The organism is Paenalcaligenes suwonensis, assembly GCF_011290505.1.
Classification (GTDB): domain Bacteria; phylum Pseudomonadota; class Gammaproteobacteria; order Burkholderiales; family Burkholderiaceae_B; genus Paenalcaligenes; species Paenalcaligenes suwonensis.
The window spans coordinates 351,109-376,264 of record NZ_JAANPV010000001.1 but is presented as its reverse complement, the minus strand read 5'-3'; the positions used below and the strand labels follow the sequence as shown (position 1 = coordinate 376,264).

Here is a 25,156-nt window from a genome sequence, read left to right as displayed (position 1 = left end):
TGAACTGCTTGTTATGGGTGTGACCCTATGGGCCACACCTTGATTTCTTTGTTCTTACTGTGTCACCGGCCTACGCCACATCACCACGCGGAAGCGGTTTGCCACAAACGCGGCATCCGCTACACACGCATTTCCTGCTGGGTTAGCCCCCGTTACATGGAAATCACTGAAAGCAGCGCTCTGGTTCACATAAATACCGCCCATCAAGTTGATGGACAGGTTTACCCCTGCCGCCGCAAACGCTTGAATGGCGTTTTCGGTGGCGTCAGCATCGGTTTCATACAAGGCGGCGGTAATCGCCCCTTTAGTTCTGGCTAAGGTTGCGGCACGACGCACCCCTTCTTCAGCACTGTCTACAGCCACCAAAAACACGATGGGGCCAAAGCATTCTGTGCCGTACAAGGTTTCGTCTTCAGCCTGCACCGACAACAACAAAGGTGTAGCGGTACGTGCACTGTCTAAACCTTCGATCGCCGTAGAGTCACGCACAATAGGCGCTACCTTGCGCATGGCTTGTACGCGCTCCAGGGTGTCGGTATTGGCTAAGGCTCCTGCGACCATCGCCGCACGTGTTGGGTCTGCTAACAAACCGTCAATGGCAGCAGCAATACCTTGCTGTACCTCTTCCAGTGTTTTGTGCTCGTTGCCTGCGCGAATCCCCGCTTTAGGGATAAAAATATTCTGCGGAGCTGTACACATTTGGCCGCTATACAGTGCCAACGAAAACGCGATGTTCTGGCACATGCCTTTAAAGTCATCGGTAGCGGACACCACAATGCTGTTCACGCCAGCTTCTTCGGTGTACACCAGCGGTGTAGCCGCGTTAGCACGCAACCATTTTCCAAAGGTGTGCGAACCGGTGTAATCGATTTGCGCCACGTCTGGGTGCTCAGCCAAGGTTTTCGCCAAGCCAGTACCTGCATCTTCCGCCGCCAACAACACTACATCGGCTGGGAAACCTTGCTCAGTCAGCACGGCACGTGCCACTTGCACAGTAATTGCCATAGGCAAAATAGCAGCAGGGTGCGGTTTAGCAATAACGGTATTACCGGTCATCAAGTTGGCAAACAAGCCGGAATAACTGTTCCACGTAGGGAAAGTTTGGCAGCCAATCAACACCGAAACACCACGCGGAATAATCTGCCAATGCTTTTCCAGCACCAAATCACCCGCCTTACCCTGTGGTTTTACCCACTGAGCTTGCGCTGGAATACGTGCCATTTCAGCCCACGCGTACGCCAAGGCTTCAAGACCACGGTCTTGGGCGTGCGGGCCGCCTGCTTGAAACGCCATAGGAAATGCCTGACCCGAGGTATGCATCACGGCATGGGCCATCTCGAAACTGCGTTTATTCAAACGTGCCAAAATTTCCAAGCACACCCCTGCACGCGCTTCATGCGAGGCCTCTGCCCACGCTTTAGCGGCATTCCTAGAATGCTCTACCAAGGTGTTGGCATCTACGGCTGGATACGTAATACCCAGCACAGGGCCATAAGGGGACTGCTCTTGGCCCACGGTGGGGGCACCGGGGTGACCCGGCAAATCGAAGTGGCTATTCAGGCTAGCTTCATACGCTGCCAAACCATCGTCTTTAGCCGTTTCACCGTAAAACTTGCCGCTGGGAACCTCTGGATAAACGGTCCAGAACCCGCGCTGTTGCAGGGCTGTTAACGCCGCCTCTAGGATGGCGCGGTGCTGTTCAAATAAACTCTGCATACTGGTTTTTCCTATGTCTACATTTTCGGAAATATTATTGACCGACCGGACGGTTTATGCAATAGTAACAACCCGAATACCCGAACTTTGAGAAAATAACCAAAAGAATCAAAACCTACCAAAGCAAGGTTCGGCACTACTGGTTCGTAAAAGCAATAGGAGACATGCAATGAACCCTGCACACGATTGCGTGCTGAGTCGTCTTGAACAAGGCGTACTACACCTGACCCTGAACAGGCCAGACAAACTTAATTCGTTCAACACGGAAATGCACGTGGCATTGCGCGCCGAATTTGAGCGCGCCAGCCAAGATCCTGAAGTACGAGCGGTGCTGCTTACGGGTGCAGGGCGCGGTTTTTGTGCCGGGCAAGATCTGGGCGATAGAGATCCTCGCAAAGCCGAAGCAGCTCCAGACTTGGGGCAAACCATTGAACAGTTCTACAACCCTTTGATCCGTCAAATTCGCGCACTGGAAAAACCCGTAATTTGCGCGGTCAACGGTGTAGCCGCTGGCGCCGGTGCGAATATTGCACTGGTGTGTGACATCGTTTTGGCAGCTCGTTCTGCAAAGTTCATCCAAGCCTTTTCTAAAATTGGTTTGGTACCAGACTCAGGCGGCACATGGAGCTTACCTAACCTGATTGGTGAAGCACGCGCCAAGGCTTTGGCACTGACCGCCGCTCCTGTGGATGCCACCACTGCCGCTGAATGGGGCATGATTTGGCAAGCCGTAGAAGATGTTGAGCTGCAAGACACCGCTACTAAACTGGCACGCCAGTTGGCTCAAGGCCCCACCTTTGGTTTGGGCTTGATCAAACAAGCCATCCAAGCCGCCTCTGAAAACAGCCTAGATCAACAGTTGGATCTGGAGCGTGACCTACAGCGCCGCGCAGGCCGCAGTCACGACTACGCAGAAGGCGTAACCGCTTTCTTGGAAAAGCGCGCACCCGAATTCAAGGGGAAATAAGATGAGCACAACCACGCTATCCCCTCAGGCTTTAGCACAAGCTTGCGCAGACGCCATGTGGGCAGACGATCACGCTACCAAACACCTGAACATGGAATTGCTAAGTGTAGATGCAGGAAAAGCCTCTATTCGTATGCGCATTGCCAAACACATGTTGAACGGTCATGGCACCTGTCACGGTGGCTACATGTTTACCTTGGCAGATTCTTGCTTTGCTTTTGCGTGCAACACCTATAACCAGCGAACAGTGGCCCAGCAATGCTCTATCAGCTATTTGACCCCTGCATTCGAAGACGATGAACTCACGGCTACGGCACGTGAAGTCAGCCGAGCTGGCCGCAGTGGTATTTACGATATTAGTCTCCACAACCAACGTGGCGAACATATTGCTGAATTCCGCGGCCTTTCGCGCACCATCAAAGGTTCATTATTGCCTGACAGCCAGCCCTAAGAGGCTAGGCTAATCAAAGAAAATAGAGAAGTAGAGGACACAAAATCATGGAACCTATTATTCCTAACAAAGCTGATCTGGACCCCATAGTACTGGCATCGCGCGACGAAATTTCCGCGCTGCAATTGGAACGTATGAAATGGTCGCTGACACACGCCTACGAAAACTCGCCTTTTTACAAAGCGCGTTTCGATGAGGCCGGTGTACACCCGTCTGATCTGAAAACCTTGGCTGACTTGGCCAAATTCCCCTTTACCTGCAAAGACGATCTGCGCAAATCGTACCCCTTTGGGATGTTTGCGGTACCACGTGAAAAACTGGCTCGTATTCACGCCTCGTCTGGCACTACTGGTAAACCTACCGTTGTAGGCTACACCCGCAATGACATCGATACCTGGGCCACATTGGTTGCTCGCTGTATCCAAGCTGCTGGTGGTAGACCCGGCGATATCATGCACAACGCCTACGGTTACGGCTTATTTACCGGTGGTTTGGGTGCGCACTACGGCGCAGAAAAATTGGGGTGTACGGTAGTACCTATTTCTGGTGGTATGACCGAGCGTCAGGTATCCCTGATTAACGACTTCAAACCGCGCATCATCATGGTGACCCCATCCTACATGCTATCTATTTTGGATGAGTTCCACCGCCAAGGTTTGGACCCACGCGAATGCTCACTGGAAGTGGGTATTTTCGGTGCTGAACCTTGGACCAACGCCATGCGCTTGGAAATTGAACAAGCTTTCGATATGCACGCTGTGGATATCTATGGTTTGTCTGAAGTAATGGGCCCAGGTGTGGCTAACGAATGCGTAGAAACCAAAGACGGTCTGCACATTTGGGAAGATCACTTCTACCCAGAGATCATTAACCCTGAAACGGGCGAAGTACTGCCCGACGGTGAAGAAGGCGAGTTGGTGTTCACCACCCTAACCAAAGAAGGTTTGCCTATTATTCGTTACCGTACCCGCGACTTGACCCGCTTGCTGCCCGGCACAGCTCGCAGCATGCGCCGTATGGCTAAAGTAACAGGCCGCAGTGACGACATGATCATTTTGCGTGGTGTGAACGTGTTCCCCACACAAATTGAAGAGCAAATCTTGAAGTGTGATGGCTTAGCTGCCCACTTCAAGATTGAACTGAACAAATCGGGCCGTATGGACAACATGACTGTGCACGTTGAATGCCAGCCACAGTCTACCGACGACGCATCACGACAACGTGCAGCCAAAGAACTGGCTCACCACATCAAGAGCATCATCGGTATTAGTACACACATCAACGTTGCCCAGCCCGGAACCTTGCGTTCCGAGGGTAAAGCACAACGTATTGTGGACAACCGACCCAAGCAATAATACCCCTTGTACATCAGCCTGTTAGAGGCTGATGTACAAGAATACGCTACACTGATAGTTTTACTTTTACAGGAAAAATATGGCTCGCTCACGCGCAGCTGACTTTGAAGAAAAGCAGTTGCACATCTTAACCAATGCTGCTGCCGTTTTTGCAGAGCTGGGCATGGAAAAAGCCTCCATGTCACAAGTTGCTGCTCGCAGCCAAGTTTCCAAGGCTTTGCTGTACCACTACTATCCCAGCAAAAGTGCCTTAATTTTCGACATTATCCGTAGTCACTTAGAAGAACTGGATGACGCGCTAGAAATTGTTGCCGAAGAAAGCAAGAACGATGCTCCTGAAGTACGGCTGCGTAAATTGGTGCGCCAAATTCTAGAATGTTATCGTGACGCCGATGACAAACACTTGGTACAGCTGAATTGCCAGCGCTCGCTTCCCGAAGATGAAGCCCAAGAGATCCATATGCTGGAACGCAAAATCGTGGTGCAGATTGCGAATACCATTCTCGAAATCAACCCCGATATCAATGCGGAACGCCCATTGCTCAAACCCGTGACCATGTCACTGTTTGGTATGTTGAACTGGGTATATATGTGGTTTAGGCCCGATGGCCCTATTAGTCGCGAAGAATACGCCGACCTTGCTACGACCTTAATTCTGGAAGGTCTGAAAAATATACGGTAAGCCTAGCGCTTACCGCTTATCGCCTAACCCCTGCCATTCAAGCATGGGGGCATCAATATCTAACATGGCTAGCACTCGCTGCAACGAGTGATCTACCAATTCTTCTATATTCTGTGGTTTGAAATAAAACGCTGGTAATGGTGGAAAGATAATGCCCCCCATTTCCGTCACGGCCGTCATATTACGCAAATGTGCCAGGTTAAAAGGCGTTTCCCTAACCATTAGCACCAAACGTCGGCGCTCTTTAAGCACCACATCGGCAGCACGTGTAATTAAGTTATCAGCCAAACCGTGCGCCACCGAACCTAAGGTACGCATAGAACACGGCACTATCACCATGCCTGCCGTTCTAAAACTACCGCTGGCGATGCTCGCGCCCACTTCTTTATGGTTGTGCACCACGTCGGCTAAGTCGTACAACTGCTGACGCGTCATGCCCAACTCGTGATCCAAGTTCAGCACAGCGGCGGGGGAGACCACCAAATGGCTTTCCACCCCCTCGCAGCGCTGCAACATTTGCAACAAGCGCACGGTGTATAACGCGCCTGTTGCACCTGTCATGGCAACAATAATGCGTTGCCTTATGCTTGAACTCATTCCAGAGCCCCAGCCTCACGCAACATAGTTTCCAGTTCACCGTTTTCGAACATTTCGGAAACGATGTCTGAACCACCAACGAACTCGCCGCCAATGTACAGCTGAGGAATAGTAGGCCAGCTAGAGAAATCTTTAATGCCTTGACGCACTTCTTCGTCGTCCAGCACGTTTACAGTCACTACTTGGTTCAAACCTACGGCACGCAGAATTTGCACAGTACGTGCAGAAAAACCGCATTGTGGCATTTGCGCTGTGCCTTTCATGAACAGCACCACTGGGTTCTCGGTCACGGTTTCACGGATAAAATCTTGAACATCGCTCATGGTCTATACCACCTTATAAATCGTTAATGCACCCGCCGGATATACGTTCAATTCCGGCTAGATCCTGTTTGCTGTGCACCGCCGTGAAACCGGCCTGCTGCAACATGTGACGTACCTGTACAGCTTGATCCCAACCATGTTCCAGCCAAAGCTGCCCTGAAGGCAACAAAAACTGCGAAGCACCGTTGATAATAGTCTGCAAATCAGTCAAACCATCTGCCCCATCACTGAGCGCCATATCTGGCTCAAAGCGCACATCACCCTCTGATAGATGGGGATCATTTGCTGCAATGTAAGGGGGGTTGGAGACAATTAAATCAAAACCTTCAACGCCTTGCAGTGCATCGTACCAACTCCCTGCAAAAAATTCGACTTTTGCACACAAGTCGTGGGAGTTTTGCGTAGCCACCTGCAACGCATCAGCACTGAAATCCGTTGCAATCACCTGCGCATCGGGGCGCGCGAGCGCAATGGAAATCGCCACTGCACCACTGCCCGTTCCTAAATCTAACACACGTGGCTGGCTACGCCCTTCTAGGCTAGCTAAGGCTTGCTCAACTAAGGTTTCCGTATCTGGTCTAGGGATTAACACATGGGGCGAGACGCCAAAACGATGCCCCATAAACTCGCGCCACCCTACTAAGTACGCCATAGGCGTACCACTATGCCTTTCTTTTTCTAAAGCAGCGTACTGCTGTATAGCATCGTCTGACAGCACATCGGTATCGTGCGCAATCAACCACGCACGACTCACACCCAAAATGTGCTCCCACAGCATTTGCTGTTCAAGGCGTGGCAATGTAGAAGCACGCTGCCAAGCACGTAGCGTATTCATTATGCGTGCGCCAATGCCGCCAACTGTTCGGCTTGATGCTCGGCCAACAAGGCATTGATTAACTCTTCCATATCACCTTCCATGATGTAGCCCAATTTGTAGAGCGTCAGGTTAATACGGTGATCGGTCACACGCCCCTGTGGATAGTTATAGGTACGAATACGCTCAGACCTATCACCAGTCCCCACCAAGGAACGACGCTGATCAGATTCTTTTTGTTGTTGTTCGCGCAACTGCTGATCTTTCAATCGTGCCGCCAAAACTTGCATGGCTTTATCGCGGTTACGGTGCTGAGAACGGTCATCCTGACACTCCACCACCACCCCTGTGGGTAAGTGCGTAATACGCACCGCAGAGTCCGTTTTGTTCACGTGCTGACCACCCGCACCGCTGGCGCGGAAGGTATCAATACGCAGATCGCTACTGTTGATCACGATATCGGATGCTTCATCGGCCTCAGGCATGATGGCAACCGTTGCTGTAGACGTATGCACGCGACCTTGAGCTTCAGTTTCGGGGACGCGCTGTACACGGTGAGCACCGGACTCAAACTTCAACTGGCCATAGACGCCATCACCTTCAATACGGGCGATCACCTCTTTATAGCCACCCATTTCGGCGTCGTGACCAGAGATCATCTCTACGCGCCAACCTTTTTGCTCAGCAAAGCGGCTATACATACGCAGTAAATCACCTGCAAAAATCGCGCTCTCATCACCACCGGCACCCGCACGAATCTCTAGGTAAATGCCGCGACCATCGTCTGGATCTTTAGGCAGCAACAAAATTTGCAGTTCGTCTTCGAGCAGGGCAATGCTGTCGCGAGCAATACGGTATTCCTCTTCGCCCATTTCACGCATTTCTGGGTCGCGCATCATTTCCTGTGCAGTTTCCAAATCACCTTCGGTCGCTACATAACGATTAAAGGCTTCAACCACAGGGTCCAGTTCGGAACGCTCGCGCGACAATTTACGGAAGCTGTCCATATTTGATGCGGTATCAGGCTCAGCTAACAGAGCATCCAATTCAATCAACCGGTGAGCCAATTGCTCCAACCGGGTACGCATAGAATCTTTCATAAGCAGGGAAATAGAGAGAAAACGGTAGAGACCAGAGTGCGGGCCCGTGCAAGTTACTGCTCACAGCCCTTAACTAAACGCAACAGAGCGTCGCTACCGGCGACGATGCGAGTCTGGCAGTAAACGCGGCAGCATATCCAGCAACTGTTCTCGTTGTGGACCTTCACTGCGGTTCAATTCGGCCATGGGGCCGTGCAGGTACTTCTGGGTTAGGCTATGTGCTAACCACTCCATCACCTCTTCAGGTGAGTCTCCGCGAGCCAACATGCGACGCGCTCTATCCAGTTCTAACTGGCGTAGCTGATCCGCATTACGCTGTACATCTACCAGCGTTGGCACGATTTCGCGGTTATACAACCAATGCATGAAGTTCTGCACTTGGGTATCAATAATCGCTTCGGCTTGAACTACAGCCGCTTTACGGGCATCAGTACCTTGCTGCACAACGCGGCCCAAATCGTCTACTGAGTACAAGTACACATCAGACAAACGTGACACTTCGGGTTCTATATCGCGAGGTACAGCTAAATCCACCATCACCATAGGACGGTGCTTACGAGTACGAATAGCCCGCTCTACCATCCCTAAACCTAGGATGGGCAGGGAGCTTGCCGTACAGGATACGATGACGTCGTATTGATCAATGTGGTCGGGCAAATCGGACAGCTTCATGGTTTGGGCTGAAAAGCGATTCGCTAAGGTTTCAGCTCGGTCCAAACTACGGTTAGCCACACACATGGATTTGGGGCTAGCTGCAGCAAAGTGAGTGGCACAAAGCTCAATCATTTCGCCAGCACCGATAAACAACACTTTGCTGTCGCCTAAGTTACCAAATACGCGCTCAGCCAAACGTACTGCCGCGGCCGCCATTGATACGGATTGTGCACCAATAGCCGTTTGCGAACGTACTTCTTTAGCAACTGAAAAAGTGCGTTGAAACAACTGATGCAACAACGTGCCCAGCGCGCCAGCTTCTTCAGCCGCTTTCACCGCATCTTTCATTTGCCCCAAAATTTGAGGCTCGCCCAACACCATGGAGTCTAAGCCGCTCGCCACACGAAACGCGTGACGTACAGCGCCATTTTGCTGGTAACGATAAAGATGGGGAACCAACTCGCTGGATTTCAAACGGTTGAAATCCGCCATCCACTCTGGCAAACGTTCGGCCACATGCGGCTCTGCCGCACAGTAGATTTCTGTTCTATTACAGGTAGATAGGATAGCTGCTTCGCTAACGCTCTTTCCAAAGGCCGAGCGCAGGCCTTCCAGGGCGGGCCGAAGCACGTCCATAGGAAACGTCACTCGCTCACGCACAGCAACAGGTGCGGAGACGTAATTCAGACCGAAAGTAAGAACGTCCACTGACATGAGCCAATAAGGATAATTTAGGTATGGAGCATATTATAAGCGCCCGCAGCCTAGAACCCAAACTAGGGCTTTGTAAATACCGCTTCCCTGAGGCAAATCATGCGCCAATTAAAATTTTTGTCGCAGGGGGTTTACAAACCAAACTTACGTGCTATAATTATTTTCTTCGTGGCCTTGTAGCTCAGTCGGTAGAGCAGAGGATTGAAAATCCTTGTGTCGGTGGTTCGATTCCGCCCAAGGCCACCACGAATAAGAAAAAGCCCAATCTTCGGATTGGGCTTTTTGCATTTCTGCTTCAGGTTCAAACATTCACCTACATCAGCAGTTTGCTTGCAGTGCTATAGATCTATAGCACTGCCTTCATAGCGTAGTATGGCAAAGCGCTTAAAAACGATACGCCGTACCTACATACACTGTATTTTGTGCATTGATAGTGTTAGCCGTCTCTACGGTTACCCCTGCACTCAACTGCCAATGCTTGCTCAGTTGGCCAGAAGCCCCTAACTCAAACAACCCCGTATTTCTAACGTTGTTTGCTTGTGTGGCTAGATTAAATTGGCGGCCTGCATAATTACCCGTTTGCAAACTAGCACCTAACTGCTCCTTGGCCTTTTTAAATTCATGTAGCCACTGACCTGAGGCATACACAGACCAAGCTGGACTCACCGCTACGGATACCTGATAGCCTAGACTACTTTGCACTGAATTATGTGTTTGTGCATCAAAATGCATAGCCGACGAGTTAACAGCGTTCTCATTCAACGCTTTAACCTTGGTTCTTTGCACAGACAAGCCCATCAGAGGCCCATGAGTAAATGCGCCCTGCTGCCACACATAACCCGCACTCACTCGACCACCAAACTGATCACCACTGGCTTTGGAGTAATGCTCACGTTGCCCCGCACCCAGTGTCACATAGCGCGTGACCTTACTATCTAGATCAGCGTAATACACCTGCGCATTGACCCAGAGATTATCCTGCGCCCAACGACCATACAGACCACCCGCCATACGCTTTTGCTTCACATCATGGCTAGAACGCATACTAGAGTTTTGCTTGTCATACTGCACGTAAGCACCCAGCGTCCATTGACCTAACTGCTGACTAATACCAAGACTACCCGCACCATTGGTGCCGTCCAGTTTGCTATTACCGTTACTACCATTCGCAAAAACCGCGGCCCCCTCTGCCCACACTTGCAAGCCTTGCTCTGGCGTAGCAGCCGCCACGCCTAAGCGGCGATCAATACGCTGCATCTGGCTCAAGCCAGCCTGACTCGCGATGGGCCCCAACTGCCCCATCACTGTACCCGCCGACACCACTGACATCGCATAATCAGCAATCGCTGCATGCGCTCCAGATGTAGGGTGTACACCATCCGCATACAAGTACGTCTGCGCTGCATCAGGTGAAACTAACTGATCAGGCCCACACAGCAATGACGCTACCGTACACGCCATGTCTGTGACATTCGTAAAACCATAGGCCTGAGGATCCTGCATGACCTCGTTGAGCAAACCCGATATATTTAGCGGGATAATATTTGCTGGGCTATTTTCCAGCGCCGCTGCTAGCCCTTGGTTGTACGTCTTCGTCAGATCAGAGGCAATGGCTGAGGTCATCGGCGACCCAGCAAACTCCGGCGTCTGACCCAAGTCAGGAATATCCGCCAGCATGATGTACTGAGCCCCTTGCTCATGTAAGCTCTGGATAATACCGGCCTGCCCCATAATGGACTGTTGAATAATGGCAGGGCCTGCGTTGATATCTTGCGTGACAGCAAACAAGTCATTAGCACCACCCCACACGGCATACAACGCATCCTGATCCAAACGCCCACCCGACACCGCCAAAATCTGAGTCAGTTGATCTGTCATGGCTGGCACGGGAGGATTCATAGGCCCAGGCGGCTGCAAGGGATCAAGTTGCGAACCTACCGCGACACGCGCCCCACCCACGGCAAAGTTTGTGCCACCTTGACTGCTGGGTAACGCCTCTACACCGAGTTGCTGGGCCAAATACTGCGACCATACTTGGCCTGGATTCGTCGTAAAGCGCGAACCGAACTGACCTGAGTCAGTCAAGCTATCCCCAATAAAATAAATGGAATTTACGCTTTGCGCCGCCACGCTGCTGCTCACCGTTGCCAAGAGCATGGCCAAGATTTTTTTATTCATTATTATGACTTCCTGTTGAATTCTATAGACAAGGAAACCATAAAATCTAACGCTACACAGCGTCAATGAATTTACTTTTTATGAGTTTTAATTTGGTTTAAAACTACATTGATTTTATAATTTATTTTATAAATACCATTCATTTATTTTTAAAAAATTATCAAAAAATACTTTTATAATTACCCATTAATATAATAAAAATAAATAAAATAACTCTATATTTACAACAGCTTACCAAAAACAAAAGAAAAACAATAACGTTGCAAAATCAATAAAAAACAGTTTTTATATATTTACAAAAACCATTACACAAATACCAAAACCATGACAAAACCTCATCTACTAACTGAAATCAGGGATTTACTAAATAGATAAAATAGTCATCTGTTAGTTATCAAGCACCAAAATCCCTGCAGTAAGCCCTTACCTAAGGGTGATGATACGCCCCCCTCTTTTCTTCTTAGCCTCCTCACAGCATCTTTACGCTTACTTGCTTTCTCTTACGATGGTTTCAGCTACCATGTAACAAATCAAGTCACTTTATGTCGTCAAGGAGAGCACTTCATGAATTTCCACGCAGATTGGACAAACACACTAACAGAACTGGGCTTAACTTCCGTGATCGCGGAGCTGTCTTCTGATGAAGGCATTGCACGCAACGGCGGGCACACTGTTGAGGTACTGAAACGCAAGCTGGTTGAGCTACGTAAAGTACCTAGCGAAGAACAAGGCAAAAGCCATGGCCACAACCTGCACGTACTCAGTGAGATTATTGATACCGTAGAAAAAACCATGCGCAAGCAAGGTGACTAATAGCAACAAGCACGCATAAAAAACAGCCCAAAAGCTACATGGCCTTTGGGCTGTTTTCATTATGACGCGGTGTGAAGCTCTTACCCTATACACGCCCCACAGCTTACAAATCTTCTTTACGTTTAGGTAAGGGTTGTCCGGCTAAGGTCAGAGTACGCTCTAACAACTGCTCGTAAATGGGTCTACCACCTATGCTGGCTGCCACTACCGATGCACTTAATGCCGCCAATAAGCTAGGCAAAGCTAGGCTATAGGTACCTGTTAGTTCTATCACCAACACCACACCCACTAACGGCGCACGAATAGTACTTGCAAACATGCCCGCCATCCCTGCCACCGCAAACGCGATTGAGGCATCAGGCGGCAAGGTCATGACTTGGCCCAATAGCTGCCCTAGAAATACGCTCAGTGTCGCCGATAGCGCCAAAATAGGCGCAAAGATACCGGCTGGTGCTCCGATAGAATAACTAGCGGTGGTCATCACAAACCGTACCAACACTAATAAACCGAGTAACCCAATACTCATCGCGTGATTAGCCACAAAGACCGCCAAGGTTTCACCGCCGCCTGTAGCCTGTGGAAAACTTAACAGCAATGGCCCAATCAGTAACCCCATCAGAGCAGGCAACAAGTACGGCGACACCGATAAACTCAGGCGGCGTGATAGGTCTAAGCCCACCAAGATAGTGCGGTTAAATAGCACCCCCGCAGCACCCAAAATCATGCCCAACACCACAAAGACTGGCAGCATAGTCATGGGCATATCAATGCTAGCCATTTGCATAAAGGGCGTGGAGCCCGAGACCAACATGGTCATCACCGCGCTAGAACCACAGGCAATCAGTACCGCGCAATAGGCACGCACACTATAAGGAAACACATTGCGTGCTTCCTCAATTACAAATAAGGCCGAGGCCAATGGCGCATTAAAGGCTGCAGTTAACCCAGCCGCCGCCCCCGCTCCTAACAAGGCGCGTGCCTCTTTAAAGCGCTGCCCTAGCAATTGCGCAATGGATGCACCCATATGGATAGTAGGCCCTTCCCTACCACCTACTAGGCCTGCACCCAACGCCATCAAACCACCCACAAACTTTACCGGCAACACACGCTGCCAGCGCACGGTACGTAGCCCAGCCATTGCGCCTTCTACTTCTTGCACACCTGAGCCGCTGGCCTCTGGCGCAAACTTACGTACCAACGCCACCGCCGCACAAAACATCACAGCACAGAATATGGCCATACCTACGTACTGCCATAGTCCTTCTAGCCCTAACCATTCTGGCAATAAGTGCACTCGTTGTTGTGAATGCCCTACCAACAAATGAAAAGCCGACCCCAACAAGCCGGTTAAGACACCAATCATTGCCGCAACAAAGTAGTACGCCAAGGTTTCTTTTTGAGTAGAGGGTGCTGTAGATTGCGTCGCCATATGCAGTATGTGTAGGCCTTAGTTTTTTAAGATAAAAGCAGGAGGTGCTGATTCAGGCTGGTGCACAAACCACACTATACCGCTATACAGCACTGCACATGCGCACGCTGCGCACTATTCACATTCATTCAGATTTGCCTGCGCTTTTCCTCACTCCCTATATATAGCCCTAAATAACGCAAGGTTATTGATTGTCATAATTTAATATAATTAATGAAAATCATTATCATTTCAATTCAGAGAAAGGGGAAGAAAGTGGCATCACGTCAATGCTACGCCATCTGGCTAGGTATAGCGGGCTTAGGCTGCGCACCACTGCTACACGCTGAAGAGGATAAAACAGTTCGCAGCCTAGAGGCCATCGAAGTCAAAGCAAACCACTTCTTAGAGCTAGCACCCGCCTACGGGGGCAACCATCTCGCTACGGGTGGCTCTACTGGTTTGCTAGGTAACTTGGACAACATGGAAACACCGTTTAGCACGGTGAACTACACCAGCTCCTACATAGAAGACCAACAAGGCCAAGAACTGCGCATTCTGATCAGCAAGAACGACCCGTCCGTGCAAACACCCGGTTCGGGTGGTACAGCAGGTAAAGACACCATCTATATACGGGGGTTTTCAGCGGGTGATGTGTACTTAAACGGCATGCAGGGGCTAACCAGTGGCAGACGCGTGATGGCCATGGCCGAACGCTTAGAAGTATTGAAAGGGCCTTCTGCCCTGCTTTACGGCATGAATGCCAGCGGTGACGTGGGCGGTTCTATCAACATGGTGACCAAACGCGCCACCGTAGACCCCATTACCAACTTCACCGCCACCTATATGGCCCCTTCGCAATTTGGTGGGCACCTAGATTTAGGTAGACGTTTTGGCGAGAACAACGAATTTGGCCTACGCTTAAACACCGTATTTAAAGACGGGGAAGGCATGGTAGACCATCGCAAAAACCGCGATAAATTCGTGTCTTTGGGTGCAGACTACAACGGCGGTGCTTTCCGTTTAAAAACCGATTTCTACCACTTAGATGAGTACATCAGTGGTGTAAACCGCGGCATTAGCTTGGCGAAAGACCTGCAAAAGAACCCACTGCCTTCGGCTCCCAAAGGGGATGTGTTGCTGAGTGCGCCATGGGCATCTGCACAAATACGCGAAAATACGGCCATGGCGCGCGCTGAATACGACATTAACGACCAAGTCAGTGCCTATGCCTCGGTAGGGTATAGCGAATCCAGCATGCACAACTACAACACCAAAGGCAGTGTGCTGCTGAACGACAAAGGCGACTTACGCCTGAAAGTCACTCGCCGTCATAACCAAAGCCGCAACGTCGCCGCGAACACTGGCTTGTTCTACGAATTTGATACCGCTGGGATCAAACACAACCTCAGTATGGGCGTAGATTGGTATAGGCAAAACAGCCGTATGTCGAACACAGCACTTAAAGGCTGGACAGCGGACATCAACATCTACAATCCCGTTTACCCTGAACGCCCTAACTTTGCCCAAGCCCCTTTAGGGCCGGCCACCATTACCGAGCTATACAGCTTTGGTTTGGCTGATACCCTATCTTTTGACGACGACAGATTTCGCCTGATCTTGGGCTTGCGCCATCAAACCGTCAAAACCCATAACCGTTCATCTGGCGTGCGCTACGACAAAAGTGCGCTCACTCCCGCCATTGCAGGGGTATGGCGCTTGAATGAGGATTGGATGGTTTATGCCAACTACATTGAAGGCTTAACCAAAGGTACACAAGTAGGCGACGACTACGCTAACGATGGTGAAATCTTCCCACCGCAACGTACCAAACAACATGAAATTGGTTTGAAATACGACTCTGGCGACTACGCTATTACAGCGGCATTGTTCCAGATCACCCAACCTAATACCTATGAAGTGCCTGGGCGCGCTGGCGAAAAGCCATCACTCAGCTACGGTGGCGAACAGCGTAACCGTGGTGCAGAAATTCAGGTAGTAGGGCAAGTAACACCTGAATGGCGTTTGACGGGCGGTGTAGCCTACTTAGACCCCCGCTATCACAAGACTAGCGATAACGCGTCACGCAACAATTACGTCACTAACCTGTCGCGTTGGGCGGTAAAGCTAGGTGCTGAGTGGGAGCCTTCTTTCTTTGATGACCTAACCCTTAGTGCACACTTATCTTCGCAATCCAAACAATATCTGGATAAAGCCAATAGCTATTACGTGCCTGGCGTGACCACCTACGATGTGGGTGCACGCTATCGCACCTCGCTAGCGGGTAATCCACTGACCTTACGCCTCAGCATAGAAAACCTGACCAACAAAGCCTACTGGGTAGCCCCACTTAGCCAAGGCCAAGGTTCACCGCGTACCGTCTTGTTATCGGCCACGATGAACTTCTAAGTCTTATCGTTTCTACGGCGTAGCGCGTACTGCCTACGCCGTAACTTAGCCTCCCACCACCCTGTACTCAGGTGCCAAGGTGTCATACAGCGACTTTTTGAGCTGTTCTATAAAACGCTCTTGCAGCACAGAAGGCGGGCGCTCTGAACTGGTCACCACCGAATAATGATTCACCACTATGGGGTCAAAGGGTACGAACACCACGCCGTCGCCCCTATAGAGCGTTGCGGTTAATGGGTCTACCAATGCCACCCCAGCCCCAGCGGCAACCAGCTCTATCAGTGAGTACGAGATTTGTGACTCCAACCGCATTTCACGTTGAATACCGTGCGCGGCAAACAGCGCATCAATTTGCAAACGCGTGTCTAACACGTGCGGGTGCGACAGGAAAGTTTCCCCACGCAAATCCCATGGCCCCACGGTTGCCTGCTGCGTCAGCCTATGTCCAACTGGCAGCACGCACACCATACGTCCCGACAAAATGCGCTCGCCGTAGGTACCTGATTGCCGCATAGACAGCATCACCACGGCAATATCACACATACCACTCAACACCATATTCAATGATGTTTCTGAGCCGTGCATGTGCAGGGTTAACCGCGCACCGGGGTACTGAGCACTAAAGCCTGCCATCATTTTTGGCAAAAAAGACAATGCCAAAGCAGGAGCAGCCGCGATCTGCAAATAGCCTTGGTGGCCGTCGCGCAACATCTCCACACTTTGCAAAATACGGTCCACACTAATCAAAGACCGTTGTACTTCCTCATACAAAATCAGCGCTTCGGCGGTTGGCTTGAGTCTTCCTTGTTCCCTAACAAACAGTGAAAACCCTATATTTTCTTCTAAATCCCTAATCAACCGCGTTACTACCGGTTGTGAGACATTTAGCACCAAAGCCGCAGCAGTCACGGTTTTAGCCTGCATTACAGCCCTAAAACCCTCAAGTAATCGTAAGGTTATTTTTCCGGTCATAGCATAAAGACATACTAGGTCTCTAAATAAGCATTGGTCACACTAAAATTTCATTAATACTATAAATTAAAACAATGAAATATATAGCTCTAGATCACCATCAGCCCGTTTTCTGACTTATGACATTATTCTATAGGAGATACCATGCTTAGAACCTCCGTTCTCTTGGCTGCTGTATTAACCGCCTTCTCAACCAATTTGGTTGCTCAAGAAGTTCTTAACGTCGGCGCCTATGGTGGCTCCACAGAAACGCTATTCAAAGAAAAAATCATCCCTAACTTTGAAAAAGCGCATAACGTCAAAGTCATGTACGTTGCGGGTAACTCCACCGACACTCTGGCTAAGCTGGTCGCTCAGAAGAACCGTCCTGAGTTTGATGTGGCCCTTTTGGATGATGGCCCTCTTGCACAAGCTAACCAGTTTGGCCTCTGTGCCCCTATTACTCCCTCCCCGGTTTACGACGACCTGTACCCACTGGCAAAAATCTCTGATACCAGCATGGCTATTGGTGTAGTCGCTACCGGTTTGTTCTACAACACCGACGCGTTTGCTAAAGCCGGTTTGCCCGCACCTACGTCATGGGAAGACCTGACCAAAGCAGAATTCAAAGACAAAGTCGTCATTCCGCCTATTTCTAACGGCTATGGTCTGCAAACACTGATCAAATTCGCCAAGCTGCGTGGTGGTGGTGAAAGCAATATCGATCCAGGTTTTGAAGCCATCATCGACCAAGTTGGCCCTAACGTACTGGCATGGGAACCCTCCCCCGGCAAGATGACTGAGCTGTTCCAAAACGGTGATGCCATTCTGGGTGTATGGGGTAGTGGCCGTGTAGAAGCGCTGAAAGAAACCGGTTTCCCTGTTGAGTTTGTGTACCCACAAGAAGGCACCATGGTGCTGTTAACCGGCGTATGCCCAGTAGCTGGCCGTGCCGAAAACAATCCTGTTGCCCAAGCTTTCATCCAATACTTGGTCAGCCCAGAAATCCAAGCTTTGCTGGCTGACGGCCAAGCATGGGGCCCTGTAAACAGCAAAACTGATCTCACACCTGAAGTGGCCGCTAAAGTGCCTTACGGTGAAGAACAGATCGCTGCTCTGGAAACCGTAGATTGGACCATCATCAACAAAGAACGCGCCCAGTGGACTAACCGCTGGAACCGTACAGTAGAGCGTTAATTTTGAGTTACGTGCCGGCTTGATTTCCTCGCCGGCACTTTTGTCTTCTTTGCACAGTTCCGGTACACCATGAGCTTCATCACCATCCAAAACCTTAGAAAGACCTTTGGCGATTTTCAGGCCGTAAAAGATTTAAGCCTGAGCATTGAAAAAGGTGAATTCATTTCTTTGCTTGGCCCCTCTGGCTGCGGCAAGACCACGACCCTACAAATGATCGCTGGTTTTCTCTCCCCTACCTCAGGCAGTGTCAGCGTCAATGGCAAAGACATTACTGGAATGCGTCCAGAAGCTCGCGGTATGGGGATTGTGTTTCAAAGCTATGCGCTCTTCCCACACATGACGGTGGCCGAGAACGTGGGCTTTGGTTTAGAAATGCGTGGCGTGGCAAAGTCTGAACGCCAAGCACGTATTGAAGAAACCCTGTCGCTGGTGCGACTAGATGGTCTGGGTAAACGTTACCCCGCTGAAATGTCCGGTGGTCAGCGCCAACGTGTGGCCATTGCCCGCGCATTAGCCATCAAACCTGAAGTGCTATTGTTGGACGAACCCATGTCCAACTTGGATGCCAAGCTGCGTGAAGAAATGCACGTAGAGCTGCGCATGATTCAACGTCGCTTAGGCATTACTACCATCTTGGTCACTCACGATCAGGTAGAAGCCATGACCATGAGCGATCGCATTGCGGTCATGCACGGTGGCCGTATTGTACAGTTAGCTACCCCCTATGAAGCCTATGAGCACCCTGTGTCGCGCTTTGCATCGGGCTTCTTGGGTAAAACGAATTCCTTTGATGGCCTGATCGTGAAACAAGACGACACCCATCATCACGTACAAATTCACCCTGACTACACGGTAGCCATTGCCCGTAACCATGACTTCACCTGTAAGAAGGTACAAGTCAATATTCGTCCAGAGAAAATCCGCCTGGATAGCGATGTAACGCAAGGGCTAAAAGGCACAGTTACCACGCGCTTATTCTTGGGTGCCAACTGGATGTTAGATGTGGAAACCACGCTGGGCACTCTGCGCGTAAGCGTGCCTAATAAAAACGCCTATGCCCCAGAAGAGGGCACACAAGTGTCCGTGCTATGGGAAGAAAGCGACCTGCGTCTGGTAGAAGCAGGAGACGAGGCATGACCACGGCATCGCAATCTCGTAGCACGCCTTGGCTGTTATCTGCTCCGGGTCTAGCGGTTTTCCTAACCATGTTGCTGGTCCCTCTGGGCCTAACCGCTGTCTTATCGTTCCGGGTTTTTGACGGCATGTTTGGGGTGCAAGACACGCTAACGCTTGCTAACTACCTAGAAGTATTTGGCGACCCCTACTATCACGAAATTTTCATGCGTACAGGGCTCATGTCCTTGGGCGTCACCTTCATCTGTATTTTGATTGGGGTGCCTGAAACGCTGATTTTGTCTCACATGCGCAGACCATGGCGAGGACTGTTTCTGGTGTTAATCCTGGCCCCACTGCTGATTTCTGTGGTGGTACGTACCTTGGGTTGGTCCATTTTGCTGGGCAACAATGGCCTGATTAACCAGATTTTAATGGCGCTGGGCATTGTGGATGAGCCTCTGCGTTTGGTCTTTACCATGAGCGGTGTGGTCATTGCCATGACCCATGTGATGGTGCCGTTTATGGTGATTTCCATCTGGGCATCACTGCAAAAACTAGACCCACAAGTAGAAAACGCAGGCTTATCCTTAGGCGCATCACCTTCTACTGTGACACGCCGCGTGATTCTGCCGCAAATTTTGCCAGGCATCTTATCGGGCAGCATCATCGTTTTTGCTATGTCTGCATCTGCTTTTGCGACACCTGCCCTATTGGGTGGTAGACGTCTGAAAGTCGTAGCCACAGCCGCTTACGATGAGTTCCTTAGCACCCTGAACTGGCCCTTAGGCGCCACTATTGCCATCGTGCTATTGATTGCCAACATCATCATTATTCTGGGCGCCAACCGCTTGATTGAACGCCGTTTCAAACAAGTCTTCAGCTCCTAAGGAAGAATCATGAGAAAAAATTCTTGGCTCGCCCTGATCTATCACGCGTTGTTCACGCTGTTTATCTTGGCACCACTACTGATTGTGATTGCCGTGTCCTTTACCGACAAAGGCTATATTTCCCTGCCCACCGACGGTTTGTCGCTACGCTGGTTCTACGCCATTTTTGAAGCCCGCGAAATTGTCTCGGCTTTCTGGCTATCGCTGGGCATTGGCTTGGTGTCTGCCACCATTGCGATTGTGCTTGCCATTCCTGCCGCCTTGGCATTGGTGCGCTACAACTTCACTGGCCGTGGCGCCGTAACGGCCTTCTTTATGTCACCCCTAATGATTCCTCAGGTGGTATTGGGCGTGGCCTTCTTACGTTTCTTCAACGTGGTAGGTATTAGCGGCTCCTTCATCTGGCTGGCCTTTACTCACGTGATTGTGGTGATGCCTTACGCCCTGCGCTTGGTATTGTCTGCTGCCACTGGTATGGGCAATGACGCCGAAAACGCTGCCATGTCCTTAGGTGCATCGCGCTGGACCACCTTTAGACGCATCACCATCCCCCTGATTTTGCCGGGTGTAGTGGGCGGCTGGATGTTGGCCTTCATACAAAGTTTCGATGAGTTGACGATGACCATCTTCGTGGCTACGCCGGGTACCACTACCTTGCCAGTGGCCATGTACAACCAGATTACTCACACCATCGATCCATTGGTGACCTCTGTGTCCACCGTACTCATTGTAGGCACGCTCATTCTAATGGTCCTGCTGGATAGGATTGTTGGTCTGGACCAAGTACTCATTGGTAAAAACTCTAGCAGGTAAGTAAACGTGCACACATCAGATATCGTAGTTGTAGGCGCCGGACTGGTAGGTAGCGCCCTGGCCTGGGGACTTTCCCGGCTGGACCAAAAAGTCACCATCTTAGACGAAGGCGATCAAACCCTTAGAGCCTCACGCGGCAACTTTGGCCTGGTATGGGTACAAGGCAAAGGCGCAGGCTTATCGGACTACGCACGCTGGAGCTTACGTTCAGCGACGCAATGGCCTGAATTAGCGAACGCCTTAGCCGCCCAAACAGGCGTTGATGTCGCCTTGCAGCAAAAAGGGGGGCTAAGCCTTGCCCTAAGCGAAGACGACCTACAGAGCAAAGTTAAGAACCTTGAATGGTTACGTGGCGAAGTGGGCAGCCCCTATGATTTTGAAGTACTAGACAACAAAGCGCTGAAAGAACTCGTACCCAGCATCGGGCCAACCATTCCTGGGGCTACCTATTCCCCTATGGACGGACACGTCAACCCGTTGAAACTGTTCTTGGCACTACACCGTGCCATGCATCATCAAGGCGTGTCGCTGCACAGCAATGCCGCCGTAGAACGCATAGAGCGCAAAGATGGCGTGTTTATTTGTCATACCGCAGCAGGTAAATTTGCGGCAAAAAAAGTTGTGTTGGCCGCTGGTTTAGCCAATAAGAAGCTGGCGCCGCAGGTAGACATTCATGCACCCGTAGAGCCCAACCGTGGCCAAGTGCTAATCACTGAACGCTTGCCTGCATTCTTACATTTCCCCACCAATTACGTGCGTCAAACAGACGAAGGCACTGTGCAACTGGGGGATTCGCTAGAAGACGTGGGCTACAACGACACCACTACCACACCCGTGCTGGAAAACATTGCACAACGTGCAGTGCGGTGCTTCCCCATGCTTGCGCATGCTCGCGTAGTGCGATCGTGGGCTGCCTTACGCATTATGAGCCCAGACGGTTTCCCTATTTATCAGGAATCCAGCAGCATGCCTGGCGCTTTCTTAGTGACATGCCACAGCGGCGTCACCCTAGCCGCCAACCATGCGCTCACTATTGCGCCATGGATTGCGGGTGGTCAAAAACCTGAAGCCATCCACGCCTTCACGGCCAATCGTTTTCATGCAGCACGCACCAGCCCGCTGGGAGAAGAACATGCTCACTAAAGCCTTATTTAGAAAACTACCCCTTGCCACAGATAACAACACCCCTCTTGTCAGCATAGAGGTTAATGGCAGCACGCATCGCGTTGCCAATGACTTGTCCGTTGCTGCTGCCTTGCTCACGCTAGGCCCTGCCGCCATACGGCGCAACCCCGCTGATAACAGCGCACGCGGTCCCTACTGCATGATGGGCGTCTGTTTTGAATGCTTAGTTGAGATTGATGATGTACCCAATGTGCAGTCCTGTATGGTCCGGGTGGCTGAAGGAATGCGTATCACCACTGTAAATGCGACGGAAGCCTGCCATGACTGAACTGACCGCCAACCCACAACACGCTAAAGCGCCATCCCGGCATGTGCCGGTGGTGATTATTGGTTCTGGCCCTGCGGGATTGTCTGCGGCTAGCGAGTGTGCACAACACGGCATTAACACCTTGTTGTTAGACGAACAAAACAGTATGGGTGGACAGATTTACCGTTCTATCACGCAAACCAATGCCCAACGCCACGCTATTTTGGGGCCTGACTATACGGCCGGTGCTGCCATTGCTAAAGCAGCTCAACACCCGTTAATTGACTACTCGCCCAACAGTACGGTTTGGCAAGTAAACCGCGACCGCCAAGTCAGCTACAAAAAAGACGGCAAAAGCGTCACGGTACAAGCCGATCACATTATTCTGGCCACGGGCGCCATGGAGCGCCCCTTCCCCGTCTCCGGCTGGACTACACCCGGTGTGCTCAGCGGTGGTGGTGCGCAAATTTTGCTGAAAAGTGCAGGGGTAGTACCTAACGGCCCCGTTGTACTAGCTGGGTGCGGTCCACTGCTGTATTTGTTGGCCTACCAATACCTACAAGCTAATGTCGCTATTACTGCCATCGTAGACACCAGTCGTCGCGCTGACATTAAAGCTGCCTTGCCACACTTGTTCCCTGCCTTACGCGCATTTAACTACCTGCGCAAAGGGCTGAACATGATCAACGCTATCAAAAAAGCCAATATCCCGGTTTACAAAGGCTGCACAGACATCGCCATTCAAGGCGACGATACCGTAGACAGCATTCGCTTCACTAGCCAAGGCACCACCCACACCCTTAAAACCGATGTAGTGCTGCTGCATCAAGGGGTGATTCCTAACACCCAAATCAGTTGGTCGCTGCGTGCCGAGCACGAGTGGAATAGCGAGCAGTTGTGCTGGACACCGGTTACCTCTGATTGGGGTGCCTTAGACGTGCCCGGCATTTACACCGCGGGTGACGGTGCAGGTATTGGCGGTGCTGTTGTGGCTGCCCTGCAGGGTAAGCTGACCGCACTAGAAGTGTGTCAGCAGTTAGGCAAACTAGACAGCGCCAAACGCGATGCCTTAGCGGCACCGCTACGCAATGATCTGCGCCGTAACCTTGCTATACGCCCCTTTATTGATGCGCTGTACGAGCCTAAAAAGGCTAACCGTATTCCTACTGGCGACACGCTGGTATGCCGCTGCGAAGCTGTCACGGCTGCCGACATCAGCTCGTATGTGGAACACGGTTGCGTAGGCCCCAACCAAGCCAAAGCCTTTGGTCGTTGCGGTATGGGCCCCTGCCAAGGTAGGCAATGCGGCACTACCGTCACCGAGTTGATTGCCGACAAGCTTCAGCGCCCGGCGGGTGACGTAGGCTATTACCGTATTCGCCCCCCTATCAAACCTATTACTCTTGCTGAGTTAGCAGGCAATGACTAAGTCTGGCGACCCCACACGCTGCGATGTAGTGGTGATAGGCGGTGGCCTGCAAGGCCTGTCTTCCGCCTACCATCTGGCTAAACGCGGATTATCCGTCACGCTCCTAGAAGCAGAGTATTGCGGCAGACACGCCTCGGGCGTGAACGCTGGCGGTGTGCGCAGCCTAGGTAGGCACGTGGCAGAAATCCCCATTTCGCTGATGGCCTTAGACGACTACTGGCACCGTATGCCTGATGTAGTAGGCCATGACTGCGGTTTTGTGGGCAGTGGGCAGCTACAGTTGGCCGAAAACGAGGCCGAAATGCAGGTGGCGGCTGAGCGCGTCGCCTTGCTAAACAGCTTAGGTTTTCACCACGAAGAAGTGATTGATGCGGCTTATGTGCGCAAGCTGGTACCCAGCATTAGCCCTCACGTGCATGGCGGCATTTGGGCCAAACGTGATGGCTATGCCCTGCCATTTCAAACCGTGGTGGCGTTTAAGCACAGCGCTAGCCAACTCGGTGCGCACATACAAGAACAGTCGCCTGTCCTAAAGGTGGAATCCCATGGGGCCGATTGGGTAGTACACACTGCCACCCAAGAGTTCCGTTGCGGCCATATTGTGAACACGGCAGGCGCTTGGGCAAATGGTTTTGCTCGCCAACTAGGCGAAGAAACACCGGCAGAAACCAACGGCCTGATGCTAATGGTGACCCAACGTGTGGCCCCCTTTGTACGCCCTACCTTAGGTGCGTTGGGCCGACCCTTATCGTTTAAGCAGTTTGATAACGGCACGGTAGTGATTGGTGGCAGCTTAATGTGCGAGGCCGACGAGGTCGCACGCTGCGCCGATGCCAATGCCGCCGCGCTGTATAAAAGTGCTCAAACCGTCACTGATTTATTCCCACACTTAACGCATGTAGCCATTAACCGTGTCTGGGCAGGGGTAGAGGCTTTTATGCCTGACAGCATCCCCGTGATTAGCCCTAGCTCTACGGTGCAAGGTGTCACCCATGCTTTTGGCTTTTCTGCTCACGGCTTCCAGCTTAGCCCAGCAATTGGACGCTTAGTGTCCGAGCTGGTCTGTGATGGCCGCGCTTCGCTGGACCTCCGTGCATTTTCCATCACCCGCTTCCAAGAAAGCGGGGATCACTCCTCTTAATCTATAGGA

At 51.2% G+C, this 25,156-nt stretch carries 23 protein-coding genes and 1 tRNA gene; 15 read left to right on the top strand and 9 right to left on the bottom strand.

What is annotated here, in order from left to right:
* Positions 1-54 precede the first annotated feature (54 nt).
* Positions 55-1,716 carry a phenylacetic acid degradation protein PaaN gene (gene paaN, locus GY634_RS01720; protein WP_166406846.1) on the bottom strand — a complete coding sequence of 554 codons (1,662 nt, stop codon included), beginning with the start codon at positions 1,714-1,716 and terminating at the stop codon, positions 55-57.
* Positions 1,717-1,885: 169 nt separating this feature from the next.
* Between paaN and paaG the strand changes: the two genes are divergently transcribed.
* From paaG to GY634_RS01700, 4 genes are all read left to right on the top strand, one after another.
* The gene (paaG, locus tag GY634_RS01715) at positions 1,886-2,683 is read left to right on the top strand and encodes a 2-(1,2-epoxy-1,2-dihydrophenyl)acetyl-CoA isomerase PaaG (RefSeq protein WP_166406845.1); all 798 of its coding nucleotides are present in this window, start codon (positions 1,886-1,888) and stop codon (positions 2,681-2,683) included.
* A 1-nt stretch (position 2,684) separates the two neighbouring features.
* Entirely contained in the window at positions 2,685-3,134 is a 450-nt protein-coding gene (paaI, locus tag GY634_RS01710; protein ID WP_166406844.1) for a hydroxyphenylacetyl-CoA thioesterase PaaI, read from the top strand.
* 47 nt (positions 3,135-3,181) lie between these two features.
* Positions 3,182-4,489, top strand: coding sequence for a phenylacetate--CoA ligase PaaK (gene paaK, locus GY634_RS01705; RefSeq protein WP_166406843.1), 1,308 nt, complete (start codon positions 3,182-3,184; stop codon positions 4,487-4,489).
* A gap of 79 nt (positions 4,490-4,568) precedes the next feature.
* On the top strand, positions 4,569-5,171 hold the full coding sequence (locus GY634_RS01700; protein ID WP_166406842.1) for a TetR/AcrR family transcriptional regulator: 603 nt from the start codon (positions 4,569-4,571) through the stop codon (positions 5,169-5,171).
* Positions 5,172-5,180: 9 nt separating this feature from the next.
* Here GY634_RS01700 and GY634_RS01695 read toward each other — a convergent pair whose 3' ends face one another.
* The 5 genes from GY634_RS01695 to hemA all read right to left on the bottom strand — a co-directional run bounded on the left by GY634_RS01695 (position 5,181) and on the right by hemA (position 9,373).
* On the bottom strand, positions 5,181-5,768 hold the full coding sequence (locus GY634_RS01695; RefSeq protein WP_166406841.1) for a UbiX family flavin prenyltransferase: 588 nt from the start codon (positions 5,766-5,768) through the stop codon (positions 5,181-5,183).
* Positions 5,765-6,091, bottom strand: coding sequence for a Grx4 family monothiol glutaredoxin (grxD, locus tag GY634_RS01690; protein ID WP_166406840.1), 327 nt, complete (start codon positions 6,089-6,091; stop codon positions 5,765-5,767). The genes GY634_RS01695 and grxD overlap by 4 nt, the downstream gene beginning before the upstream one ends.
* Before the next feature lie 13 nt (positions 6,092-6,104).
* Complete coding sequence (gene prmC, locus GY634_RS01685) at positions 6,105-6,926, bottom strand: peptide chain release factor N(5)-glutamine methyltransferase (protein ID WP_166406839.1); 822 nt, start codon at positions 6,924-6,926, stop codon at positions 6,105-6,107.
* Entirely contained in the window at positions 6,926-8,005 is a 1,080-nt protein-coding gene (gene prfA / locus GY634_RS01680) for a peptide chain release factor 1 (protein ID WP_166406838.1), read from the bottom strand. Before prfA ends, prmC begins: the two co-directional genes overlap by 1 nt.
* A gap of 93 nt (positions 8,006-8,098) precedes the next feature.
* Complete coding sequence (hemA, locus tag GY634_RS01675; RefSeq protein ID WP_166406837.1) at positions 8,099-9,373, bottom strand: glutamyl-tRNA reductase; 1,275 nt, start codon at positions 9,371-9,373, stop codon at positions 8,099-8,101.
* 170 nt (positions 9,374-9,543) lie between these two features.
* Between hemA and GY634_RS01670 the strand changes: the two genes are divergently transcribed.
* Positions 9,544-9,619: transfer RNA gene (locus GY634_RS01670), tRNA-Phe, on the top strand.
* Between the two features lie 138 nt (positions 9,620-9,757).
* Here the strand turns inward: GY634_RS01670 and GY634_RS01665 are convergent.
* The gene (locus GY634_RS01665) at positions 9,758-11,551 is read right to left on the bottom strand and encodes an autotransporter domain-containing protein (RefSeq protein WP_166406836.1); all 1,794 of its coding nucleotides are present in this window, start codon (positions 11,549-11,551) and stop codon (positions 9,758-9,760) included.
* Between the two features lie 564 nt (positions 11,552-12,115).
* Between GY634_RS01665 and GY634_RS01660 the strand changes: the two genes are divergently transcribed.
* The gene (locus tag GY634_RS01660) at positions 12,116-12,364 is read left to right on the top strand and encodes a hypothetical protein (RefSeq protein ID WP_166406835.1); all 249 of its coding nucleotides are present in this window, start codon (positions 12,116-12,118) and stop codon (positions 12,362-12,364) included.
* A 103-nt stretch (positions 12,365-12,467) separates the two neighbouring features.
* On the opposite strand, the gene clcA is transcribed toward GY634_RS01660, so the two are convergent.
* Complete coding sequence (clcA, locus tag GY634_RS01655) at positions 12,468-13,793, bottom strand: H(+)/Cl(-) exchange transporter ClcA (RefSeq protein WP_166406834.1); 1,326 nt, start codon at positions 13,791-13,793, stop codon at positions 12,468-12,470.
* A gap of 255 nt (positions 13,794-14,048) precedes the next feature.
* Between clcA and GY634_RS01650 the strand changes: the two genes are divergently transcribed.
* The gene (locus GY634_RS01650; RefSeq protein ID WP_166406833.1) at positions 14,049-16,181 is read left to right on the top strand and encodes a TonB-dependent receptor; all 2,133 of its coding nucleotides are present in this window, start codon (positions 14,049-14,051) and stop codon (positions 16,179-16,181) included.
* Between the two features lie 45 nt (positions 16,182-16,226).
* Here the strand turns inward: GY634_RS01650 and GY634_RS01645 are convergent, their stop codons facing one another.
* A complete protein-coding gene (locus GY634_RS01645; RefSeq protein ID WP_242683570.1) occupies positions 16,227-17,153 on the bottom strand; it encodes a LysR substrate-binding domain-containing protein in 927 nt (308 codons plus the stop codon).
* A gap of 144 nt (positions 17,154-17,297) precedes the next feature.
* Here GY634_RS01645 and GY634_RS01640 point away from each other — a divergent pair, with 144 nt between their 5' ends.
* From GY634_RS01640 to GY634_RS01605, 8 genes are all read left to right on the top strand, one after another.
* Positions 17,298-18,329, top strand: coding sequence for an ABC transporter substrate-binding protein (locus GY634_RS01640; RefSeq protein ID WP_166406832.1), 1,032 nt, complete (start codon positions 17,298-17,300; stop codon positions 18,327-18,329).
* A gap of 69 nt (positions 18,330-18,398) precedes the next feature.
* Positions 18,399-19,466: an ABC transporter ATP-binding protein gene (locus tag GY634_RS01635; RefSeq protein ID WP_166406831.1), complete on the top strand. Its 1,068-nt coding sequence runs from the start codon at positions 18,399-18,401 to the stop codon at positions 19,464-19,466.
* The gene (locus GY634_RS01630) at positions 19,463-20,332 is read left to right on the top strand and encodes an ABC transporter permease (RefSeq protein WP_166406830.1); all 870 of its coding nucleotides are present in this window, start codon (positions 19,463-19,465) and stop codon (positions 20,330-20,332) included. The genes GY634_RS01635 and GY634_RS01630 overlap by 4 nt, the downstream gene beginning before the upstream one ends.
* 9 nt (positions 20,333-20,341) lie before the next feature.
* Positions 20,342-21,145 (top strand): ABC transporter permease, encoded by an 804-nt coding sequence (locus GY634_RS01625; RefSeq protein WP_166406829.1) that lies wholly within the window; start codon positions 20,342-20,344, stop codon positions 21,143-21,145.
* 6 nt (positions 21,146-21,151) lie between these two features.
* Positions 21,152-22,288, top strand: a complete 1,137-nt coding sequence (locus GY634_RS01620) for an NAD(P)/FAD-dependent oxidoreductase (protein ID WP_166406828.1) — start codon at positions 21,152-21,154, stop codon at positions 22,286-22,288.
* A complete protein-coding gene (locus GY634_RS01615) occupies positions 22,278-22,598 on the top strand; it encodes a (2Fe-2S)-binding protein (protein WP_166406827.1) in 321 nt (106 codons plus the stop codon). Before GY634_RS01620 ends, GY634_RS01615 begins: the two co-directional genes overlap by 11 nt.
* Positions 22,591-24,006, top strand: a complete 1,416-nt coding sequence (locus GY634_RS01610) for an FAD/NAD(P)-dependent oxidoreductase (RefSeq protein WP_166406826.1) — start codon at positions 22,591-22,593, stop codon at positions 24,004-24,006. Before GY634_RS01615 ends, GY634_RS01610 begins: the two co-directional genes overlap by 8 nt.
* Positions 23,999-25,147: an NAD(P)/FAD-dependent oxidoreductase gene (locus GY634_RS01605; protein WP_166406825.1), complete on the top strand. Its 1,149-nt coding sequence runs from the start codon at positions 23,999-24,001 to the stop codon at positions 25,145-25,147. Before GY634_RS01610 ends, GY634_RS01605 begins: the two co-directional genes overlap by 8 nt.
* Positions 25,148-25,156 lie beyond the last annotated feature (9 nt).

What these genes read in the sequence shown, in the direction of transcription:
- paaG (WP_166406845.1), top strand. Translation starts at nt 1,886, where the DNA reads ATGAACCCTGCACACGATTGCGTGCTGAGTCGTCTTGAACAAGGCGTA.
- grxD (WP_166406840.1), bottom strand. Translation starts at nt 6,091, where the DNA reads ATGAGCGATGTTCAAGATTTTATCCGTGAAACCGTGACCGAGAACCCA.
- paaI (WP_166406844.1), top strand. Translation starts at nt 2,685, where the DNA reads ATGAGCACAACCACGCTATCCCCTCAGGCTTTAGCACAAGCTTGCGCA.
- GY634_RS01605 (WP_166406825.1), top strand. Translation starts at nt 23,999, where the DNA reads ATGACTAAGTCTGGCGACCCCACACGCTGCGATGTAGTGGTGATAGGC.
- GY634_RS01660 (WP_166406835.1), top strand. Translation starts at nt 12,116, where the DNA reads ATGAATTTCCACGCAGATTGGACAAACACACTAACAGAACTGGGCTTA.
- GY634_RS01665 (WP_166406836.1), bottom strand. Translation starts at nt 11,551, where the DNA reads ATGAATAAAAAAATCTTGGCCATGCTCTTGGCAACGGTGAGCAGCAGC.
- GY634_RS01695 (WP_166406841.1), bottom strand. Translation starts at nt 5,768, where the DNA reads ATGAGTTCAAGCATAAGGCAACGCATTATTGTTGCCATGACAGGTGCA.
- GY634_RS01625 (WP_166406829.1), top strand. Translation starts at nt 20,342, where the DNA reads ATGAGAAAAAATTCTTGGCTCGCCCTGATCTATCACGCGTTGTTCACG.
- GY634_RS01630 (WP_166406830.1), top strand. Translation starts at nt 19,463, where the DNA reads ATGACCACGGCATCGCAATCTCGTAGCACGCCTTGGCTGTTATCTGCT.
- paaN (WP_166406846.1), bottom strand. Translation starts at nt 1,716, where the DNA reads ATGCAGAGTTTATTTGAACAGCACCGCGCCATCCTAGAGGCGGCGTTA.
- hemA (WP_166406837.1), bottom strand. Translation starts at nt 9,373, where the DNA reads ATGTCAGTGGACGTTCTTACTTTCGGTCTGAATTACGTCTCCGCACCT.
- GY634_RS01635 (WP_166406831.1), top strand. Translation starts at nt 18,399, where the DNA reads ATGAGCTTCATCACCATCCAAAACCTTAGAAAGACCTTTGGCGATTTT.
- prmC (WP_166406839.1), bottom strand. Translation starts at nt 6,926, where the DNA reads ATGAATACGCTACGTGCTTGGCAGCGTGCTTCTACATTGCCACGCCTT.
- paaK (WP_166406843.1), top strand. Translation starts at nt 3,182, where the DNA reads ATGGAACCTATTATTCCTAACAAAGCTGATCTGGACCCCATAGTACTG.
- GY634_RS01700 (WP_166406842.1), top strand. Translation starts at nt 4,569, where the DNA reads ATGGCTCGCTCACGCGCAGCTGACTTTGAAGAAAAGCAGTTGCACATC.
- GY634_RS01645 (WP_242683570.1), bottom strand. Translation starts at nt 17,153, where the DNA reads ATGACCGGAAAAATAACCTTACGATTACTTGAGGGTTTTAGGGCTGTA.
- GY634_RS01615 (WP_166406827.1), top strand. Translation starts at nt 22,278, where the DNA reads ATGCTCACTAAAGCCTTATTTAGAAAACTACCCCTTGCCACAGATAAC.
- GY634_RS01610 (WP_166406826.1), top strand. Translation starts at nt 22,591, where the DNA reads ATGACTGAACTGACCGCCAACCCACAACACGCTAAAGCGCCATCCCGG.
- GY634_RS01640 (WP_166406832.1), top strand. Translation starts at nt 17,298, where the DNA reads ATGCTTAGAACCTCCGTTCTCTTGGCTGCTGTATTAACCGCCTTCTCA.
- prfA (WP_166406838.1), bottom strand. Translation starts at nt 8,005, where the DNA reads ATGAAAGATTCTATGCGTACCCGGTTGGAGCAATTGGCTCACCGGTTG.
- clcA (WP_166406834.1), bottom strand. Translation starts at nt 13,793, where the DNA reads ATGGCGACGCAATCTACAGCACCCTCTACTCAAAAAGAAACCTTGGCG.